The 19,538-nt window shown below is 42.5% G+C and carries 17 protein-coding genes, 1 other RNA gene and 1 other annotated feature; of the genes, 16 read left to right on the top strand and 2 right to left on the bottom strand.

Annotated features, from left to right (window positions below):
- Positions 1-30 precede the first annotated feature (30 nt).
- Together G476_RS0104900 and G476_RS23485 are read left to right on the top strand one after the other, a co-directional pair.
- Positions 31-681, top strand: a complete 651-nt coding sequence (locus G476_RS0104900) for a DUF421 domain-containing protein (RefSeq protein ID WP_245579630.1) — start codon at positions 31-33, stop codon at positions 679-681.
- Positions 682-787: 106 nt separating this feature from the next.
- Positions 788-958 carry a hypothetical protein gene (locus tag G476_RS23485; RefSeq protein ID WP_156906519.1) on the top strand — a complete coding sequence of 57 codons (171 nt, stop codon included), beginning with the start codon at positions 788-790 and terminating at the stop codon, positions 956-958.
- Positions 959-1,094: 136 nt separating this feature from the next.
- Here G476_RS23485 and spoVB read toward each other — a convergent pair whose 3' ends face one another.
- Positions 1,095-2,648, bottom strand: coding sequence for a stage V sporulation protein B (gene spoVB, locus G476_RS0104910; protein ID WP_026689099.1), 1,554 nt, complete (start codon positions 2,646-2,648; stop codon positions 1,095-1,097).
- Positions 2,649-2,879: 231 nt separating this feature from the next.
- Here spoVB and G476_RS0104915 point away from each other — a divergent pair, with 231 nt between their 5' ends.
- From G476_RS0104915 to ssrS, 14 genes are all read left to right on the top strand, one after another.
- On the top strand, positions 2,880-3,371 hold the full coding sequence (locus G476_RS0104915; RefSeq protein ID WP_051314662.1) for a COG2426 family protein: 492 nt from the start codon (positions 2,880-2,882) through the stop codon (positions 3,369-3,371).
- Positions 3,372-3,393: 22 nt separating this feature from the next.
- Positions 3,394-3,729 (top strand): post-transcriptional regulator, encoded by a 336-nt coding sequence (locus G476_RS21290; RefSeq protein ID WP_051314663.1) that lies wholly within the window; start codon positions 3,394-3,396, stop codon positions 3,727-3,729.
- Between the two features lie 238 nt (positions 3,730-3,967).
- Complete coding sequence (secD, locus tag G476_RS23195; RefSeq protein WP_084405618.1) at positions 3,968-5,278, top strand: protein translocase subunit SecD; 1,311 nt, start codon at positions 3,968-3,970, stop codon at positions 5,276-5,278.
- Positions 5,268-6,200 carry a protein translocase subunit SecF gene (gene secF / locus G476_RS23200; protein ID WP_084405620.1) on the top strand — a complete coding sequence of 311 codons (933 nt, stop codon included), beginning with the start codon at positions 5,268-5,270 and terminating at the stop codon, positions 6,198-6,200. The genes secD and secF overlap by 11 nt, the downstream gene beginning before the upstream one ends.
- Before the next feature lie 425 nt (positions 6,201-6,625).
- Positions 6,626-7,537 carry a cation diffusion facilitator family transporter gene (locus tag G476_RS0104935; RefSeq protein ID WP_026689102.1) on the top strand — a complete coding sequence of 304 codons (912 nt, stop codon included), beginning with the start codon at positions 6,626-6,628 and terminating at the stop codon, positions 7,535-7,537.
- Positions 7,538-7,558: 21 nt separating this feature from the next.
- Positions 7,559-7,888 (top strand): LapA family protein, encoded by a 330-nt coding sequence (locus tag G476_RS0104940; RefSeq protein WP_026689103.1) that lies wholly within the window; start codon positions 7,559-7,561, stop codon positions 7,886-7,888.
- 59 nt (positions 7,889-7,947) lie between these two features.
- Positions 7,948-10,293 (top strand): single-stranded-DNA-specific exonuclease RecJ, encoded by a 2,346-nt coding sequence (gene recJ, locus G476_RS0104945; RefSeq protein WP_026689104.1) that lies wholly within the window; start codon positions 7,948-7,950, stop codon positions 10,291-10,293.
- A gap of 28 nt (positions 10,294-10,321) precedes the next feature.
- A complete protein-coding gene (locus tag G476_RS0104950) occupies positions 10,322-10,834 on the top strand; it encodes an adenine phosphoribosyltransferase (RefSeq protein ID WP_026689105.1) in 513 nt (170 codons plus the stop codon).
- Between the two features lie 369 nt (positions 10,835-11,203).
- A complete protein-coding gene (locus G476_RS0104955; RefSeq protein ID WP_026689106.1) occupies positions 11,204-13,387 on the top strand; it encodes a RelA/SpoT family protein in 2,184 nt (727 codons plus the stop codon).
- A 128-nt stretch (positions 13,388-13,515) separates the two neighbouring features.
- Positions 13,516-13,959 (top strand): D-aminoacyl-tRNA deacylase, encoded by a 444-nt coding sequence (gene dtd / locus G476_RS0104960; RefSeq protein WP_026689107.1) that lies wholly within the window; start codon positions 13,516-13,518, stop codon positions 13,957-13,959.
- Positions 13,960-14,029: 70 nt separating this feature from the next.
- Positions 14,030-14,206, top strand: coding sequence for a hypothetical protein (locus G476_RS23790; protein ID WP_169720873.1), 177 nt, complete (start codon positions 14,030-14,032; stop codon positions 14,204-14,206).
- A gap of 71 nt (positions 14,207-14,277) precedes the next feature.
- Positions 14,278-14,534, top strand: a binding site (T-box leader).
- 167 nt (positions 14,535-14,701) lie between these two features.
- The gene (hisS, locus tag G476_RS21300) at positions 14,702-15,982 is read left to right on the top strand and encodes a histidine--tRNA ligase (protein ID WP_035186123.1); all 1,281 of its coding nucleotides are present in this window, start codon (positions 14,702-14,704) and stop codon (positions 15,980-15,982) included.
- Between the two features lie 2 nt (positions 15,983-15,984).
- Positions 15,985-17,766, top strand: coding sequence for an aspartate--tRNA ligase (aspS, locus tag G476_RS0104975; protein WP_026689108.1), 1,782 nt, complete (start codon positions 15,985-15,987; stop codon positions 17,764-17,766).
- Between the two features lie 532 nt (positions 17,767-18,298).
- A non-coding RNA gene (gene ssrS, locus G476_RS23205) (6S RNA) lies at positions 18,299-18,483 on the top strand.
- A 252-nt stretch (positions 18,484-18,735) separates the two neighbouring features.
- Here the strand turns inward: ssrS and G476_RS0104980 are convergent.
- Positions 18,736-19,458 carry an RsfA family transcriptional regulator gene (locus tag G476_RS0104980; RefSeq protein WP_026689109.1) on the bottom strand — a complete coding sequence of 241 codons (723 nt, stop codon included), beginning with the start codon at positions 19,456-19,458 and terminating at the stop codon, positions 18,736-18,738.
- Positions 19,459-19,538: the final 80 nt, after the last annotated feature.

The raw sequence follows: 19,538 nt of genomic DNA on the forward strand, positions 1-19,538 counted from the left end.
TGAAGTTCGTTTTAGCGAGGAGCGAGAGTGGTGGATATAGGAACGATTGCAGCCAGGACGATCGTCATTTATTTTGTCATCCTTCTCGTGATGCGCATGATGGGTAAACGAGAAATTGGTCAACTTTCCATTGTCGACTTCGTTGTATCGATTATGATTGCAGAACTTGCGGTTGTATCCATCGAGAATACAACGGTACCAATGATTGAACAAGTTACTCCAATGGTAATCCTCATGTTGATTCAAATTTCGTTGGCATTTGTTTCACTAAAGAGTGATCGGATGAGAAAAATAATTGACGGGAAACCGTCCGTTCTAATTAATCGTGGTGAAATTGATGAGAAAGAAATGAGAAAGCAACGTTACAACTTTGATGACCTATTGATTCAGTTGAGGCAAAAGAACGTTCAATCTCCTGCAGATGTTGAGTTTGCCATATTGGAACCGTCTGGAAAACTGTCTGTTATTAAGAAGAAGAAGGGAAAGGAGAAAAAAGATATTCTTCTGCCCTTACCGATAATCTTGGATGGAAAAGTGCAAAACAAACACTTGGAACAAATGGGGAAGACCCCGTTGTGGCTAAGACAGGAACTAAGGAAGTTAGGGTATAAAGACATCAAGAAGATCTCCTACTGTATTTACACTGACGAAGGAAACTTTTTTATTGATGAGAAGGGCTAAGTTTTCCGAGTCGTCAGGGATGAGGCTGCTACACAAGTGTTACAGGATTTATGTTGTTTGGTGGTGGGCGGGATTTGTTGTAATTTGTCGTTTGGTCGATAAATCGATGTTAGAGGACGATAAAAGTGGAATAAAGCTCGATAAATTAGAAGTAGAGGACGATAATCGCGGAATAGAGCTCGATAAATTAGAAATAGAGGGCGATAAACGCGCAATAGAGCTGGATAAAGGATACGAGATCCCATTAATTAATCCGGAAAAAACCTTTAGCTTTTAAAATTAAGCTAAAGGTTTTTGGTGATTGCAACAACATGTGAAAATGGGTTGCCAACTATATCCTATAGCGATCGACCGCTGCCGTAAGAGATACATGAGTCGCCATCTATCGCTCCTAAGAGGAAAACGTCATTAGCTTACTTAAAATAACCTCCAATAATTGGAATCCTGCGAGCTTCTTCTTTTTTAATCAACTTAAACACGAACAGGAGAATCACATATGTGAGTGTAGTCAGACCAATTTGAGCCAGAGTCTCCCACAAAAGATTGTCATTCAAGTTAATAAACATAATTGAGAAGTAAGCAACGCTTCCGGATGCGATGATAATCAAAAGGACCTTGGCAAATTCTCTCAGATTGACAGTAAAACTAATGGTTTTGGCAAGTGTAGCAAAGTGAAGAAGGGTCACCAAAATGAAGCCTAGAACAATCGCTAGGGCTGCTCCCATAATCCCGAATTCAGGCCTAGAAGCTAACACGAAGATGGCTGCAATTTTGACAACTGCCCCAATCAAGCTGTTGAACATGGCGGCTTTTGCTAGGTTGAGTGCTTGTAATGCAGCTTGGAGAGGGCCCTGAAAATATAAGAAAATGCTAAACGGTGCCATAATCACGACGTACGTTGCTACTTCAGGTGCATTGTACATCAACGTCATGACTGGTTCTGCGAACATATACAAAATAACAGCAGCGCCACCACCGGAAACTAAAGCAAGCCTCAGTGCTTGGCCTAGTCGGTGATGGATAATCCCGTAATTCTTTTGAGAGGCTGCCTCACTGATTGCAGGGACCAGTGACACACTTAATGAGTAAGTGATAAAGGTAGGTAAAAGAAGCAGTGGGATTACAAACCCTGCCAGCTCCCCATACTGGGCAGTTGCAACGGCAGTAGCCACGCCAGCGATGGCTAAGCTTTGAGCGACGACAATTGGCTCAAAAAATAAGGAAACGGAGCCGATCATACGACTTCCTGTGGTAGGGAGTGCGATCGCCATCAAGTTGTTAAATGTCGTTTTTGAGTCTTTCACATAGGTGAAGAATTGTTTACGTACTTTAAAATTTTTGCGGCGTTTGAACTGATAAATCATATAAAGTAATGAAACGAGTTCTCCGATTACAACGGAAATCATAGCACCAGCTGCAGCATATTCAATTCCATAAGGTAAAAGAGCTGTCGTAAAGGTGGCTACGAGTGTGATCCGTACCACTTGCTCAATGACTTGTGAATAGGCGGTCGGCTTCATATTCTGAAGACCTTGGAAGTATCCTCGTAACACAGAAGATAGGGCAACAATTGGAACGATAGGGGAAATAGCAACGAGTGGATAAAACGCCCTTTCATCCGTAAGCAAGGTTTGTGAAATGAGTGGAGCTGCCACAACCATGGCTGTTGTAAAAATGACACTTAAAACAGCCGTTACAGATATGGATACAACGAGAATTCTCTTGATTCTTGTGCGATCACCTTGTGCGTCTGCTTCTGCCACGAGCTTTGAAATGGCCACAGGTAAACCGAGTTGTGTTACCGTAATGATCAATAGTAGTGTAGGGACAGCCATCATATAAAGCCCAACGCCTTCTGCTCCCATGATCCGTGCGACTACAATCTTATTCACGAAGCCAAGGACTCTCGTAATGAGTCCCGCGATGATTAGAATAAACGCTCCCTTTAAAAACGACTGTTTAGTCATGAAATAGCCCCTGCCTTTTAGGAATGATATCCTGTACTTTTCAAAGGATTTGTCTGACGAATTGCTGTCTTGATGTAGATTTTTTCCTTAAAGATGTATATGCTGAATAGGGGACCAAGCATGACAACTTGTCTATCTCCTGTAAATAAAGAGGTACATATTATCATTGAAAAATACAGATGTTCTCGGTAAATTAAAGAGACATCGCATATGTAAAAGGAGCGACATTCATTGAAAGAAAGATTGACGGAATTTTTTGTGGAGAACTTTTCATTTTTACCACCTGAACTGCTCGTTGTTCTGGTGTCGGCAATGCCGATCCTTGAATTGAGGGGAGGTATACCTTTAGCGGCACTTGGATTTGGTCTACCTTGGTACGAAGCCATTTTTTACGCAATCATTGGTAACTTATTACCGATTCTTCCGATCCTTATTTTGTTTCGACCAATTAGCCAATTCATGATGCGTTTTGCCATCTATAAACGTTTTTACGATTGGTTGTATAAGCGAACGATGAAAAAGAGCGATAAAGTGGAAAAGTACGGTGCGATGGGACTAATTTTGTTTACAGCTGTCCCCCTACCTACTACTGGTGCATACTCCGCTTGTTTAGCAGCCATTTTGTTTTTCATTCCGACTCGATTAGCATTTATCGCGATTGGTACAGGGGTTCTAATTGCAGGAGTTGGTGTTACAGCCGTTACATACGGGTTATTCGGTTAAACGTCTGAGAGGAGAGTTGAACATGAGTGAGATGAACTTCGACGAGTGGAAAGATGAATTAATGCCTGCACTTTCCAGTAAAGCGGAAGAGTGGCAAATGCTCGGATATGAAAAAGTCACGGTAGAAGACGTGTGGCAATGTATTACGGTCAAGTGGCGAAAAGACATAAAGCGAGGCGACCTTGAAGAGCCATTGCGTGTTCATAGACTCATTGGAGACGTATTTAGTTTAAAGTCATCGGAATACATGAATTTTTTAACGATTGAAGCATATAAAGCCCCTAACTTTTTTGAGCAAGAAGGGGAAGAAGCATTTAACATTGATGATTTTAATATGAAGGATTTTTCGAAGAGATAGAGAGTTGTATATCGTTGTTGTAGTGATTACCTTGAATACAGGGGTTAAAGGTGTTGTGACGGAAGTCCGTCTTCTTTAAAAGCACAGAAATAGCACAGACTTCCGGTACATATTTTAAAAACGAGTTAATTGAGCTATAATGAAAATATTGGATTTTTAACAGGGCGACTTCACTCGGTTCACGGATTAGGTAGATCGCGTTCAGTCATCGTCTTGGTTTAAGGAGGACAAGCAGGACATGAATAAGAAAAGGGGCGTCAAGAAGTGGCGGATTGTTGTTTTCTTCGCAATTGTCGCAGCGCTTGCTGGGTTGATTGCAACAAACGTCATGGATCACGCAGATGATATTAAACTTGGCCTTGATTTACAAGGTGGGTTTGAAGTACTTTATGAAGTTAATACGATTGAAGAAAATCAAGAGATTGACAGGGAATTGTTGACTGATACGGTCAGTGCGATCAATGCCCGAATTGACGTACTCGGTGTTTCTGAGCCAAATGTACGGATTGAAGGGGATGACCGGATACGTGTTCAACTGGCCGGTGTCACCGATCAACAAGCTGCCCGTGAGTTATTGTCTACCGAGGCAAGGCTATCATTTAGGGACGTAAACGATAACGTCATGCTTGATGGATCGGATCTTGTGGAAGGGGGAGCCCGTCAGAGCTTTCACCAAGATACGAATCGTCCGATTGTTACGGTAACCGTTAGAGATGCGAATCTCTTTGGAGAGGTTACAAGAGAGATCATGAATATGCCCGATAACCGTATGGCAATCTGGCTTGATTATGATGAAGAGGATTCCTTCGATGAAGAAATGATGAAAGAAGACTCAAAAATCATATCCGCGCCAACCGTTAGTGAAGTTCTAAGAACAACAGATATCATGATTACGGGTGATTTTACGATTGAAGAAGCTCAAGATTTGGCAGGTATCCTCAACGCTGGAGCATTGCCGGTAGAACTTGAAGAGATTTATTCAAACTCTGTCGGGGCTTCTCTAGGTGAAAGAGCGATGGATTTAGCGATTACAGCTGGGTTTATCGGCATTGCATTGATTTTCGCTTACATGCTGCTTTACTACCGTTTTATGGGTATCATTGCGGTCATAACGTTAAGTGTTTATATTTACTTTGTTTTAGTGGTCTTCAACTGGATGAACGCTGTTCTTACGTTACCGGGAATTGCAGCTTTGATCTTGGGGGTTGGTATGGCCGTTGACGCGAACATTATTACTTACGAGAGAATCAAAGATGAACTTCGCTCTGGAAAGTCAACAATGAGTGCCTTTAAAGCAGGAAGTAGAAGAAGTCTATCGACAATCCTTGATGCGAACATTACAACGATTCTTGCAGCCGGAGTATTGTTCTACTTTGGTAATAGTGCCGTTCAAGGGTTTGCGATTATGCTAATTACGAGTATTCTTGTGAGCTTTATTACAGCCGTATTCGGTGCGAGACTCCTTCTTGGCCTGTGGGTGAACAGCCGAATCTTAAACAAAAAGCCTAAGCTGTTCGGTGTAAAGGAGAGTGAAATCAGTGAACTTTGATCATCAAGAGACGAAGCTGGATTTTGTCAAACATCGTAAGAAATTCTTCCTGTTTTCAGCGACATTACTTACTTTAGGGATCATTCTCCTTTCAACCATCGGACTGAACTTGGGGATCGATTTTAGTAGTGGTACGACAATTGATGTACTAGCTGATGAAACAGTGACCGAACAAGAAGTCATTGATGAGTTTGTTTCAATAGGGCTTACGCCTGATGATGTTATCTTAGCAGGTGACAACAATGACGTAGGTCGTGCCAGCTTCATTGGCGTTCTCGGACAACAAGATGTGCTAGAGGCTCAGCGACATTTCGAAGATGTATATGGAAACACGCCAACCGTGAGCAGTGTAACGCCAATCGTCGGTGAAGAGCTTGCGAGAAACGCTTTAATTAGTGTGTTAATCGCAACTGTCGGGATTATTATATACGTGTCCATTCGATTTGAGTTCTGGTATGGAGTAGCGGCTATCATTGCCCTTTTCCACGATGCCTTGTTTATTTTGGCATTCTTCAGCATCATTCAAATGGAAATAAATATTCCATTCATTGCTGCCGTTCTCACGATTATCGGTTATTCGATCAACGATACGATCGTGACGTTTGACCGGATCCGTGAAAACATGAAACTTGAGAAGAGGGTCAAAGACTTTGAGGATGTGGCCCGTGTTGTAAACAAGAGTCTTGTTCAGACACTTGCCAGGTCCATCAATACAGTATTGACGGTTGTATTTGCAGCTGGAGCTTTATTGATTTTCGGTGGAGAAGGCATTCGTACGTTCTCACTAGCACTTGTTGTAGGTTTGGTAGCCGGAACGTACTCGTCTCTTTTCATCGCAGCTCAATTGTGGTTGGTATTTAAGTCACGCCAGCTAAAACGCGCAAAGTTTAAATCAAAACAGCTTCAAGAAAGCGAAGTATAAGAGAAAGCACTCTGTCCGGGGTTGGGCAGGGTGTTTTTTTTAGAGATGAAGGGAGGAGACGCACGGACTCGGCAAAGGGGAGGCAACTGGATTATGGACGGAGCTAATTCGACAAAAGGGGAGGCTAACTCGACTAAAGGCGGAGCTAACTCGACTAAAGGCGGAGCTAACTCGACAAAAGGGGAGGCTAACTCGACTAAAGGCGGAGCTAACTCGACAAAAGGGGAGGCTAACTCGACAAAAGGGGAGGCTAACTCGACTAAAGGCGGAGCTAACTCGACTAAGTCCAGAACTAACGCGACTTAATCGAATGTCTTTCGCATGATTACACGACCACAAGTAAACGATATAAAAAGAAAGTCTGATTAATTTTTACATATAATCGTGTAGAATAAAAAGATACATATTATGAGGGAGCGACTGCCATGACAACTTCAACGACCGATCCGGACATTCGGTATAAAAAGGTAAGGTTTGGGGCGTGGGTAGGCATTATAGGTAATATCATATTGGCAGTTGTGAAAGCCATTATCGGGATTACAGCTAACAGTAGAGCGCTTGTTGCGGACGCTGTTCACTCTGCATCAGACGTTGTTGGCTCGGTAGCGGTCCTTGTTGGCGTAAGAGCTGCTAAAATGCCTCCTGATGAAGATCACCCATATGGACACGGGAAAGCCGAGACAATTACAGCGATCATTGTAGCGGTCCTTTTGTTTGTGGTCGGGTTAGAAATTGCGATTAATGCGATCAAAGCGTTGTTTGAGCCGATCTTCGTTCCGGGTACAATAGCCATTTATGCGATTGTTTTCTCGATCATCGTAAAAGAGTTGATGTTTCGATATAAGATCCATTTGGGTAAAAAATACAAGAGTGATGCATTAATTACAGACGCTTGGCACCACCGTTCCGACGTTTTTTCTTCGTTGGCAGCATTACTTGGAATCGGCGCTTCTATTATCGGTGGTAATATGGGGATTGATTGGCTCGTGTATGCCGACCCGGTTGCAGGTTTTTTCGTAGCCATTTTAATTGTGAAAATGGCATGGAAGCTTGGGAGTGAAGCGATTCACAATGCACTTGATCATGTTTTGCACGAAGAAGACACAAAAGAAATGTTTGCTGAAGCCCAACAAGTACCAGGTGTGTTGGCTGTCAATGAGCTCTATGCAAGAGAACACGGGCATTATGTGATTGTTGATATTAAAGTTGCAGTGAATCCTCTTATCACTGTGGAAGAAGGCCACAGTATTGGAAAGCAAGTAAAAGCCAGGTTAATGGAAGATGAGTACGTGCAAGATGTTCGTGTACACATTAATCCATATTCGGATGATTCGTAATCACAAAGGAGATGGTGGATGTTGAAAGGACAATGGGGACTGATCATCGGTATCGTCGTAGTACTTGTAATTTCAATTTTTGCAGTTATTAACGTAGATCCAGTAGAAGTGAATTATCTCTTCGGTCAAAATGAGTGGCCTCTCGTTCTGGTAATCATTGGCTCTGTACTAATGGGTGGGTTAATCGTAGGAAGTGTGGGAATGTATAAAATCTATCGCTTGCAGCAACAAGTCAAAAGGCTGGAAGCGGAAAATAACCAATTGAAACCGGATACGTCAGAGCGCTCACGTGTGAAAGAAAGACATAAAAACAAAAAAGACGTGGACGTGTCCGAATCAGAACAATCGTAATTTCAACGTTGTCACCCCTATAACCCTCTTGTATAATGAGTGGGTCAGGGGTGTTTTTTATGCTTAAATCTAAAGCTAGATGGAACATTGAAACGATAGATGAGTCTCTTGTTAACGGGCTGGCAAAGGACTTGAACATATCCGCGCTCGCTGCAAGGCTCCTTGTTCAGCGAGGGTGGACAGACTCAGAGGAAGCCCGGTCATTTTTGAAAATGGACGAAACGGCTCTTCATGATCCGTTTTTATTAAAAGATATGGACAAGGCTGTTGAGCGGATTCAGCAGGCGATTCAAAATAAAGAAAAGATCTTGGTTTTTGGAGACTATGATGCAGATGGTGTAACGAGTACATCAGTCATGTTCCTAACTTTGAGAGCGCTCGGTGCAGACGTAGGCTACTACGTCCCTAATCGTTTTACAGAAGGGTATGGCCCAAACGAGCCTGCTTTTAGAAAGGCAAAAGAAGCCGGGGTAAGTTTAATCGTGACTGTTGACACGGGGATATCTGCGGTCAACGAAGCAACGGTGGCCAAAGAGCTGGAAATGGACTTGATTATTACGGATCACCATGAACCACCTCCAACGTTGCCTGATGCGTATGCCATTGTTAATCATAAACAAAAAGATTGCACATACCCTTTTAAGGATCTTGCGGGTGTAGGTGTCGCACTGAAAACGTCTCAGGCGTTACTTGGTCGATTTCCAGATGAGTATTTGGACCTCTACACACTAGGGACGATTGCCGATCTTGTACCTCTTGTCGGAGAAAACCGATACTTAGTGCAAAAAGGCTTAACAGCCGTGTCACAAACAACACGTCCCGGCTTGAGAGCATTAATGGAGCTCTCTGGTGTGGATACGGATGGCGTAACAGAAGAACATGTCGGCTTTGCAATCGGCCCTCGTTTAAATGCTGCGGGGCGTCTTGACTCAGCTGATCCGGCTGTATCTCTTCTAATCACGGAAGATAGTGAAGAAGCAGAACAAATTGCTGAAGAAGTAGATGCGCTAAATAAAGAACGTCAAAAAATCGTAAATGATATTACGAAAGAAGCGATTGCCCAAGTCGAGCAAAAAGGGGCAGGATCCGTCATTATCGTAGGGCAAGAAGGATGGAATGCAGGTGTTATCGGCATTGTAGCTTCAAGGCTGGTAGAAAAGTATTACCGGCCTACCATCGTTTTAAGCTTTGATCCAGAAACCGGCCTCGCTAAAGGCTCTGCCAGAAGTATTGAAGGGTTTGATATGTTTAAGAACCTCTCACAGTGCCGTGAGTGGCTTCCTCATTTTGGGGGACATCCGATGGCAGCAGGTCTAACAATGGAAATGGAGCATATCGATAAGCTCCGTGCAAAGCTTGGAAGGCTTGCAGACGAAGTCTTAACAGAAGACGACTTTATCCCAACTAAAAAAGTAGACATTGTTGCCAAAATTAGTGAAGTCACGGTGGATGCCATTCAGGATTTGAATAAGCTGGCTCCATTCGGTGTTGGTCATCCTGCACCAAAAGTGATGATTTCCGAAGCTAACCTTGACCAATATAAAAAAATCGGCTCTAACAAGGATCATTTAAAAGTAACGTTTGAAGATGACGGTGCCAAACTTGATGGGATCGGGTTTCGGATTGGTGATTTATATGAAGAGATCACACCGCTTGACTCTGTATCCGTTATTGGGGATGTATCGATTAATGAATGGAACGGTCATGTGAAACCTCAGCTGATTATAAATGATATTAAAGTAGAGGGCTGGCAGTTGTTTGACCTTAGAGGCAAATACGTGAACTGGACTTCTTTCCTTGATCAAGTGGAAGGGGAGAGAGTCGTTTACGTGAAATTTAGAGAAGACACGAACGTGCCGACTGCTTTTACAGGAAGCTCGGTTGAAGTCATGGACTACTCAGCTCTAGAACAAGGCGAGACAGACATTACGGGTGCGTATCTTATTTTAGGTGATATTCCGGTGACGGAAGACGATATTCCGACCTTAATGCAGGCTGGCAAACCAAGTCGAGTTTATGCTGTTTTTGCTCAAGAAGAGGATACATTCTTTAAGACGTTGCCTACTAGAGATCATTTTAAATGGTATTATGCATTTTTAACCAAACGTGGGTCGTTTAACTTGGAAAAGCAAGCACAAGACTTAGCCAAACATAAAGGTTGGACAAAAGATACGGTCGTTTTTATGAGTAAGGTGTTTTTTGAACTGGATTTTGTTACAATGGACAATGGGTTTGTAACGCTTCAAGATAAGCCTTCGAAGAAATCGCTAGGTGATTCAAGATTGTACCAGCAACAGCTGAAGCAAGGAGAGCTGGAAAATCAGCTCGTGTATTCATCCTATCGTGCATTAAAGCAATGGTTCGAACCGCTTATTCAAAAAAATGAGACAGAAATCATAGTATAAGTGTTCATAATTCTAGGAGGACAAAGAAATGGATTTTAAAAAGTACATTACAGTTGTTGAGAACTTCCCAAAGGAAGGCATTCGTTTTAAAGACATTACAACGCTTATGGAAAATGGCGAAGCATACAAAAAAGCCATTGATGAAATGGCGGACTTTGCAAAAGAAAAAGACATTGACGTTGTTGTTGGACCTGAAGCACGTGGATTTGTAGTAGGTTGTCCGATTGCTTACACGATGGGAATTGGCTTTGCTCCTGTTCGTAAAGCAGGAAAGCTTCCTCGAGAAGTCCTTGAAGTAGACTACGGGTTGGAATACGGAAAAGACAGCCTGAATATCCATAAAGATGCGATTAAGCCGGGGCAAAAGGTACTGATTGCCGATGATCTTCTTGCAACAGGTGGCACGATCGAAGCAACCATTAAAATGGTCGAAGAGCTTGGTGGCGTTGTAGCCGGTATCGTATTTATGATCGAACTCTCTTACCTTGATGGAAGAGACAAATTGAAGAATTATGATGTTTACTCTTTGGTTCAATACTAAAGACTAACGAAAAGGAGTGCTCAAAGTAGCACTCCTTTTCATAAATAGATGACCTAGAGAAAAGCATGGACTTTGCAATTGAAAAGTCGTTTGAACTACTGCTTTCCAATGGATTTCCTATTCTTTTCGCATTTAATATAAAAATAAAATGACACTTTCTCAAATACTATGTTAAGATAATGGCAATTCATAATTACGGCAAAAAAAAACAACGAATAGACTACAGGGGAAGACGTCTGGGTAATTCATCCAATTGAACTTCTGCTGATGACTCGGCATTGGCCGAGTTTTCTTTGATTGTCTTTTCGACAAAATTCTCATATCCTCCTGCTTTGATATGGAAGAAATCTTTAGATGTAAGGTGATTTCATGACAAGTGAACAAGTGCTTCAAATTGCAAGTGAATATCTTTCTGAACAGGACGTGACTTTCTTACGCAATGCGTATTTGATGGCTGAAAGATCACATAAAGACCAGTTCCGCAAATCCGGTGAGCCCTATATTGCTCATCCTGTTCAGGTTGCCGGCATTCTCGCTGATTTAGGAATGGATCCTAAAACGATAGCGGCCGCGTTTCTTCATGATGTTGTTGAAGATACGGACGTCCCTTTGGAAGATATCGCCAAAGAATTCGGTGATGAAGTTGCGATGCTCGTAGATGGCGTAACAAAGCTTGGGAAAATTAAATACAAGTCCAAAGAAGAACAGCAAGCAGAAAATCATAGAAAAATGTTTGTTGCCATGGCAAAAGACATCCGTGTTATTTTGATCAAGCTAGCAGACCGACTTCATAACATGCGAACCTTGAAGCATTTGCCACCTGAAAAACAGCGACGAATCGCGAATGAAACACTTGAGATCTTTGCACCTCTTGCCCATCGCCTTGGTATTTCCGCTATTAAATGGGAGCTTGAAGACACGTCTCTTCGTTACCTCAATCCGCAGCAATACTACCGGATTGTAAACCTTATGAAGAAAAAGCGTGCAGAACGAGAAACATATATCGATGAAGTGAAAGACAAAATTGTTGAACGTCTTGGTCAAGTAGGGGTAAAGGCAGAGATTAATGGTAGAGCCAAGCATATATACAGCATCTATCGAAAAATGGCCTTACAAAACAAGCAGTTTAACGAGATTTATGACTTGTTGGCAGTAAGGATCATTGTAAAGAATATTAAAGACTGTTATGCGGTTCTCGGTATTATCCATACGCATTGGAAACCTATGCCGGGACGTTTCAAAGATTATATTGCCATGCCAAAGGCGAATATGTACCAATCTCTTCATACAACCGTTATTGGACCTAAAGGAGACCCCCTAGAGGTTCAGATTCGTTCTGAAGACATGCACAAGGTTGCCGAATATGGTGTGGCCGCTCATTGGGCATATAAAGAGAAAAAGAATGTTGAAGATAACAACGAGACGCTTGAAACGAAACTTTCTTGGTTTAGAGAAATCATTGAATGGCAAAACGATACGAACGATGCACAGGAATTCATGGAGTCCCTTAAGATTGACCTGTTTTCTGACATGGTGTTCGTTTTCACGCCCAAAGGTGATGTCATTGAATTACCTAAAGGCTCCGTACCTTTAGACTTTGCTTATCGTATTCACACGGAAGTAGGGAACCGTTGTATCGGTGCCAAGGTGAACGGGAAGATGGTACCTCTCGATCACGAACTGAAAACAGGTGACATCGTTGACATTTTAACGTCCAAGCACTCCTATGGACCGAGTCAGGACTGGTTGAAGCTTACTCAAAGCTCTCACGCCAAGAACAAGATTCGTCAATGGTTTAAAAAGGAACGTCGCGAAGAAAATGTCGACAAAGGTCGTGATCTCGTTGAACGTGAAATTGAGCGTAAAGGTTACGAGTTAAAAGAAGTCCTAACAGTTGAAAACCTGGATCGTGTGGCAGATAAATTCAACTTCACGTCAGATGAAGACATGTATGCTGCAGTCGGATACAACGGCATTACTGCAGCTCAGATCGTTACGCGCCTCACAGATAACATTAGAAAGCAACAAGAAGAGGAAGCAGACAATCAAACGATTACAGAAGCTGTAAGCGACTTGAAATCGTATGCTACTCCTAAAAAAGGAAGTGTCGGTGTCCGGGTAAAAGGGATCGACAACTTGTTGATTCGATTGTCCAGATGCTGCAATCCAGTACCAGGAGATGAAATCATCGGGTACATCACGAAAGGGCGCGGTGTGAGCATTCACAGAAGCGACTGCCCGAATGTGGATAACAGTGAAGCGAAAACACGTCTCTTACCTGTTGAGTGGGAAGGGGATCAGCAAAAAACGAAGAACTATAACGTTGATATTGAAATCTCCGGCTTTGATCGCCGTGGTCTGCTCAATGAAGTTCTTCAAGCTGTTGCTGAGACAAAAACGAATATCAATGCCGTGTCAGGGAAGTCCGATAAAAATAAGATGGCGACGATTGATATGACAATTTCAATTCAAAACGTTGCTCATTTGCAAAAAGTAGTTGATCGCGTAAAGCAGATTCCTGATATTTATGCCGTTCGTCGGATTATGCACTAAGTGTGAAGATTGTAGGATTTATGAATGTAGGTGTTCTGACGTCGCTCAGAACACCTACTCTTAAATTAAGGCACTGAATAAGGTGGAACATGTCCTTTTCAGTGGTCTCTTACATAAGGAGTGGAAAGATGCGTATTGTAGTCCAACGCTCTAAAGCAGGGCGAGTCGTAGTCGATGGTGAGGTTGTTGGAGAGATAACGAAAGGCCTTATGGTGCTTGTCGGTGTTACCCATGAAGATACGAAGGATGACGTCATTTTTTGCGCGGATAAAGTAAGTCACCTTCGCATTTTTGAAGATGACAATAACAAAATGAACAATAGTGTCATTGATGCAGGTGGAGAAGTGCTTAGTGTTTCTCAGTTTACCCTTTATGGGGATTGTCGAAAAGGACGCCGTCCGAACTTTATGAGTGCAGCTAAACCCGATCAAGCAAACGAGCTTTATGAAATGTTCAATTCTCGTCTGAAAGAAAACGGCCTTCATGTAGAAACCGGTGTTTTCGGGGCGATGATGGATGTGGAGTTTACAAATGACGGTCCTGTTACATTAATCATCGACAGTAAAGAATAGCTTCCCTTCCGTCTAAACGTTTCTTCTTTTGGACATGCTAAAAGAAAGGAAACGGACGGAGGGAATTGTGATGAGAGACGGGCACAGTCAACGGGAAAAGCAGCACCAAGCCAACAATTATATGGGAGTTGATCTTCATCGATTTGCTGAACGAGGGGAGGATCACTCAAACTTCGAGTTGGCATGCGAGTTTGGTCTTTCCCTTCATGATGTTAAAACATTGAAGAAGAAATTGGGAAGAAATTGATTTCTCAAGATGTCCTTGACAAGAGCATCAATCTCTTCGTATGATAGATTCATCTTAAATTCAATACAACGTAAGAACCGATGATAGAGCAAAGTAGTTGAGATTCCTTTGTATCAGAGAAAAAGTGCCATAGGCTGAAAGCACTTTTCCAAGACCTCAATGAACGAACACTCTTTAGGTGTTTTTTTGAACGGACCACGTCTTATTAGAAAAAACCGCCATGAATGGCGTTATCAATGAAAGCGGAGTTTGCTTTTTTAACTTTCCATCAGACAAAAGCGTAACTCAACTAGGGTGGTACCACGGGAATAAAACTCTCGTCCCTGTTTCTAACAGGGATGGGGGTTTTTTGTATTTTCAAGACCTTTTATCGGTATAAAGAGTTGAACCGAATCATCAAACGGAAACACTTTAAACCAGAACTGCGAAGCCTACCTTTCACCAAACTCGGTTTCGCTTACCAAGAATACATAGAATAACAAGGAGGAAATAAAGATGAATTTTAAAATCCCTCGAGGAACGCAAGATATCTTACCTGAATCATCGGCGATGTGGAAATATGTGGAGCGAAAAGCACATGATCTTTGCCGCCGCTATAACTATAAAGAAATTCGCACTCCCATGTTTGAGCAAACGGAACTATTTCAACGTGGAGTAGGAGATACGACGGACATTGTTCAAAAAGAGATGTACACGTTTCAAGATCGAGGCGGCAGAAGCCTTACCTTAAGACCTGAAGGAACGGCTTCTACTGTTCGTTCTTACGTGGAGAACAAAATGTTTGGATGGGCCGATCAACCTGTAAAGCTTTATTACATCGGCCCGATGTTTCGTTATGAAAGGCCTCAATCGGGACGTATGCGTCAGTTCGTGCAGTTCGGTGTAGAGGCGATGGGGAGTGACGATCCGGCAATTGATGCAGAAGTGATTGCACTTGCCATGAGCTTTTACCAAGAGCTTGGCTTAAAAGGATTAAAGCTTGTTATTAACAGTCTTGGAGATAAAGAGAGCCGTAACAACCATCGTAATGCCTTGATTGAACACTTCAAGCCGAGAATCAGTGAATTTTGCGGAGATTGTCAAGGGCGACTCGAGAAGAACCCGCTCAGAATTCTCGATTGTAAAAAGGACAAAGACCACGAGCTTATGGCATCTGCTCCATCCATTCTTGAATATTTAAACGAAGAATCAAAGCAGTATTTCGAAAATGTACAATCCTACCTTTCATCAATGAACATCCCGTTTGAAGTGGATCCTGGCCTCGTTCGCGGTCTTGATTACTACAACAACACGGCATTTGAGATCATGATTGACGGGGAAGGCTTTGGAGCTATCACCACCCTTACAGGTGGTGGACGATACAACGGACTGGTTGAGGAAATCGGTGGACCTCAAACACCTGGAATTGGTTTTGCTCTAAGTCTCGAGCGATTACTAATGGCCCTTGAGACCCAAGGTGTTTCCCTACCAGTAGAAAGCAGTATTGATGCTTATTTAATAACAATGGGCGATGATGCGAAAAAGAAAGCGCCTGGATTACTCCACAAACTTCGAAGTGAAGGCATTGCGGTTGACACAGATTACATGGGTAAAAAAATGAAGGCGCAATTCAAAGCGGCGGATCGTCAACGTGCGTCGTTTACGCTTATTTTAGGAGACGAAGAGATTGCACAGGACACGATCGTTTTGAAGGACCTTAACAGTGGAGAACAAGAACAACTAACCTTAGATAAAGCGATTTTGAAGATCATTGAAAGCAAGAGAGGGGAAGAATAACAATGGCTAAACGTACACATACATGCTCAGAAATGGAAGAAGGGTTAATCGGAGAGCGCGTCACACTTCAAGGATGGGTAAAAAAACGCCGCGACCTTGGACAAGTCATTTTCGTAGACTTGAGAGACCGTTCAGGATTTGTTCAAGTCGTATTTAACGGAGAAAAAAATCCTGAAGCTTTTGCAGCAGGTGAAAAAGTCCGTAATGAATACGTGATTGAAGTAGAGGGTGAATTAATTGCTCGTGACGCTCAAAATGTAAATGAAAAAGTGGCAAGTGGTGCCGTTGAAGTCATGGTTGATCGCATCGAAGTATTGAATGCAGCGAAAGGGTTGCCATTCGTCATTGAAGATAAAGTGGATGTATCAGAAGATGTGCGTCTTAAGTATCGTTACCTTGATCTTCGTCGTCCTAAAATGCAAGAAACGATGTATTTGAGACATAAAACAACAAAATTCATCCGTGATTTCCTTGATGAACAAGCGTTTATGGAAATCGAAACACCAATGCTTACAAAGAGTACTCCAGAGGGCGCTCGTGATTATCTCGTTCCTTCTCGTGTACACCACGGTGAGTTTTATGCACTACCTCAGTCACCACAGCTGTTCAAACAAATGTTGATGGTGTCAGGGTTCGAGCGTTATTACCAAGTGGCACGCTGTTTCCGTGATGAAGATCTACGAGCAGACCGTCAGCCTGAATTTACTCAAGTGGATATTGAAGCATCCTTTATGCAAAAAGAAGACCTTCTTGAGATGATGGAAAAGATGATGGTAGATCTTCTTGAAAAGGTGAAAGGTGTAAAAGTGAAGCGCCCGTTCCAACGCTTGACTTACCAAGACGCCATGAACCGTTACGGATCAGATAAGCCAGACACTCGCTTTGGCATGGAGCTTGTTGACGTATCTGAGATTGTAAAAGAAAGCGGCTTTAAAGTGTTTGCTTCTACTGTAGAAAAAGGCGGGGCTGTAAAAGGAATCTGCGTAAAAGGTGTAGCAGACCAATACTCAAGAAAAGACTTGGATGGACTAGGCTCTTTCGTCGAGATTTACGGTGCAAAAGGACTTGCTTGGTTAAAAGTAGAAGCAGGTGGCGAACTAAAAGGACCAATTGCCAAGTTCTTCGAAGCTTCCGAGCGAGAAGCATTAATCCAGTCATTTGAAGCAGAAGAAGGAGACGTACTGTTCTTTGTTGCCGATAAAGTGAAAGTAACATGGGACAGCCTTGGAGCCCTTCGCCAAAAGTTTGCCAAAGATCATGACCTAATTGACAAATCGAAATACAACTTCTTATGGGTAACAGAGTTCCCGCTTCTTTCTTATGATGAGGATGAAGACCGTTATGTAGCGGAACACCACCCGTTCACCCGTCCAGTAAAAGAAGACGAAGAGAAGCTTGTAACAGAGCCTGAAAATGTTCGTGCGGAAGCTTACGACCTCGTCCTGAATGGATATGAGCTCGGTGGAGGCTCCCAGCGTATTTTTGAGCGAGACCTTCAAGAGAAAATGTTCAGCGCACTCGGCTTCTCCGATGAGGAAGCGAAAAATCAGTTTGGATTCCTTCTTGACGCATTTGAATACGGCACACCTCCACACGGGGGAATTGCCCTTGGTCTTGACCGACTCGTTATGATTTTGGCAGGGCGTTCAAACCTGAGAGACACCATCGCTTTCCCTAAAACGGCAAGTGCAAGTTGTCTTCTTACAAAAGCACCAGCCGGTGTAAGTGATGCCCAACTTGATGAGTTAAATCTCTCCATCAAGCCAAAACCGGAAAAAGAATAACAGATAAAGCCCGGCCTTCTATGGGAAAGAAGGCCGGGCTTTTGCGTGGCGGGGGCGTAACCGGTATTAAGAGGTGCGAAGCTGTGAATAAAAGTATGAAACCGTTGAATCATTGATCCTAACCTGTAAATATAAACATGGAAGTCGTTAATCTTCAGCTTCAACCTGTAAATCCAGAATAATGCATGTTGTTGGTATCTGTAATAGCGATCAAATTTATGAAGGAGTTTTTTCTTACATAGAGATGGCTGGAATTTTGTGTTGGAGGGGCTAACCCGTAAAAAATAGATACGAAGCCGTAAATAAAAGTATGGAACCGTTGTATTATTAAGCAGAACACGCAAATAAAAACATGGAAGCCGTTAATCTTCACCTCCAACCCGTAAATCCAAAATAGTGCATGTGGTCTGTAACCATAAAAGTGACTATATTTTTTAAAAAAGTTTTAAAAAAAGTGTTTAAGCTTTTTTCAAACGGGTACACATAGAATAAGACAAAGATAAGTCTCTCAAACGTTAAGAGATTTATAATAAGGGTCCTAGATTGACCGTGAAGCCTCAACGCATTGAGCCAACACAAGAACGTAGGGAGCTTAACCGTTCTATCGTGGAGTGCAAGCCTTGACCTACATAAAGGAAGCGTGAAGCGGAAGACAAAGCACCCACCTGTCATTGCAGGTTCAAAGCAAGAGCAATAAACGGCTATACCGGGATCCCTTATACTTTTAAATTTGAACCCGCTCAAAGTGAGCGGGTTATTTGTGTGTGTTTGAATGGAAATACTCAATTCGAAACGAGAGGGGCGTGAATGTGAAAAAGGGGAATAATAAACACTTCCTTAGGTATAATGAGTGGATTGGAGTGCTAAACCAATTTTGTGTTACTACCGCTTTTGCTGCATCCTCCGCCACACAAAAAGAGCTGCCTAAAAGGTGTTTTTCCCTTCATACAGCTCTGTTAACGATTTGAATTATTTAGCGATCTTTTCTAGATTTCCGTTTTTGTCCATTTTGAAAGCTGGGGCAGAACGGTCTTCCATGGATTCCTCTTCAAGAAGAGCCATTCGTCTTGCTCGGTTCATAATTTGGATGATGGATTGATAATCTTCTTCTACGACTTTGTGTTCTTCTTCCAACTCTTTTAAACGACCTTCAAGCTCGGTAACCTTGCGATTCAAGTAATCATTCTCACGAGCAAGTCTTTCGTTTTCAACTTTAGCAGTAGCAGACATGTAGTTATTTTGCGCCATACGCTCTAGGAATTCGATGACATCTGTTAGGGTCATCTCCCGTTTGCGAGACGTGATTGGTGGTAAAGACACTTCAACGATCTCTGCTTCTTGAGCCACTTCTGTTTGATAAGATTCCTCAGGACGGTATGTTTCTTGTGGTTGATACGCTCTTTCTGCAGCAACCGGTTCATGAACAGCTGGCTTTGTTACCGGCTTAGCTTCATGGGCCATGCGGCGTTTGCGTTCTTTACGATGTTTTTTTGCTAGTTTGATTGCATCGTTATATTTGTTTCTTACAACTGCGTTCCAACGGAAACCACATGCAGCAGATGTTCTATTTAATGCGTCTCCTACCTCATCAAAGGCATTGAGTTGCGTACTTCCCTCACGAATATGTCGTAGTACGGTTTCGGCTAATAGTAGATCATCTTCTTGCGACCATGCATCTTGTCTTACTTTCATTGTGGCACAACCCTTTCTTCGGTTAAGTTTACTACTAACATGGTCAGATGAACGGATAAATATACCAAACTCATTGAAAA

The organism is Alteribacter aurantiacus DSM 18675 (assembly GCF_000429705.1).
Lineage (GTDB): Bacteria > Bacillota > Bacilli > Bacillales > Salisediminibacteriaceae > Alteribacter > Alteribacter aurantiacus.

What these genes read in the sequence shown, in the direction of transcription:
- G476_RS23790 (WP_169720873.1), top strand. Translation starts at nt 14,030, where the DNA reads ATGAGAGACGGGCACAGTCAACGGGAAAAGCAGCACCAAGCCAACAAT.
- spoVB (WP_026689099.1), bottom strand. Translation starts at nt 2,648, where the DNA reads ATGACTAAACAGTCGTTTTTAAAGGGAGCGTTTATTCTAATCATCGCG.
- G476_RS21290 (WP_051314663.1), top strand. Translation starts at nt 3,394, where the DNA reads ATGAGTGAGATGAACTTCGACGAGTGGAAAGATGAATTAATGCCTGCA.
- G476_RS0104935 (WP_026689102.1), top strand. Translation starts at nt 6,626, where the DNA reads ATGACAACTTCAACGACCGATCCGGACATTCGGTATAAAAAGGTAAGG.
- hisS (WP_035186123.1), top strand. Translation starts at nt 14,702, where the DNA reads ATGAATTTTAAAATCCCTCGAGGAACGCAAGATATCTTACCTGAATCA.
- G476_RS0104955 (WP_026689106.1), top strand. Translation starts at nt 11,204, where the DNA reads ATGACAAGTGAACAAGTGCTTCAAATTGCAAGTGAATATCTTTCTGAA.
- G476_RS0104980 (WP_026689109.1), bottom strand. Translation starts at nt 19,458, where the DNA reads ATGAAAGTAAGACAAGATGCATGGTCGCAAGAAGATGATCTACTATTA.
- G476_RS23485 (WP_156906519.1), top strand. Translation starts at nt 788, where the DNA reads ATGTTAGAGGACGATAAAAGTGGAATAAAGCTCGATAAATTAGAAGTA.
- recJ (WP_026689104.1), top strand. Translation starts at nt 7,948, where the DNA reads ATGCTTAAATCTAAAGCTAGATGGAACATTGAAACGATAGATGAGTCT.
- G476_RS0104950 (WP_026689105.1), top strand. Translation starts at nt 10,322, where the DNA reads ATGGATTTTAAAAAGTACATTACAGTTGTTGAGAACTTCCCAAAGGAA.
- secD (WP_084405618.1), top strand. Translation starts at nt 3,968, where the DNA reads ATGAATAAGAAAAGGGGCGTCAAGAAGTGGCGGATTGTTGTTTTCTTC.
- aspS (WP_026689108.1), top strand. Translation starts at nt 15,985, where the DNA reads ATGGCTAAACGTACACATACATGCTCAGAAATGGAAGAAGGGTTAATC.
- dtd (WP_026689107.1), top strand. Translation starts at nt 13,516, where the DNA reads ATGCGTATTGTAGTCCAACGCTCTAAAGCAGGGCGAGTCGTAGTCGAT.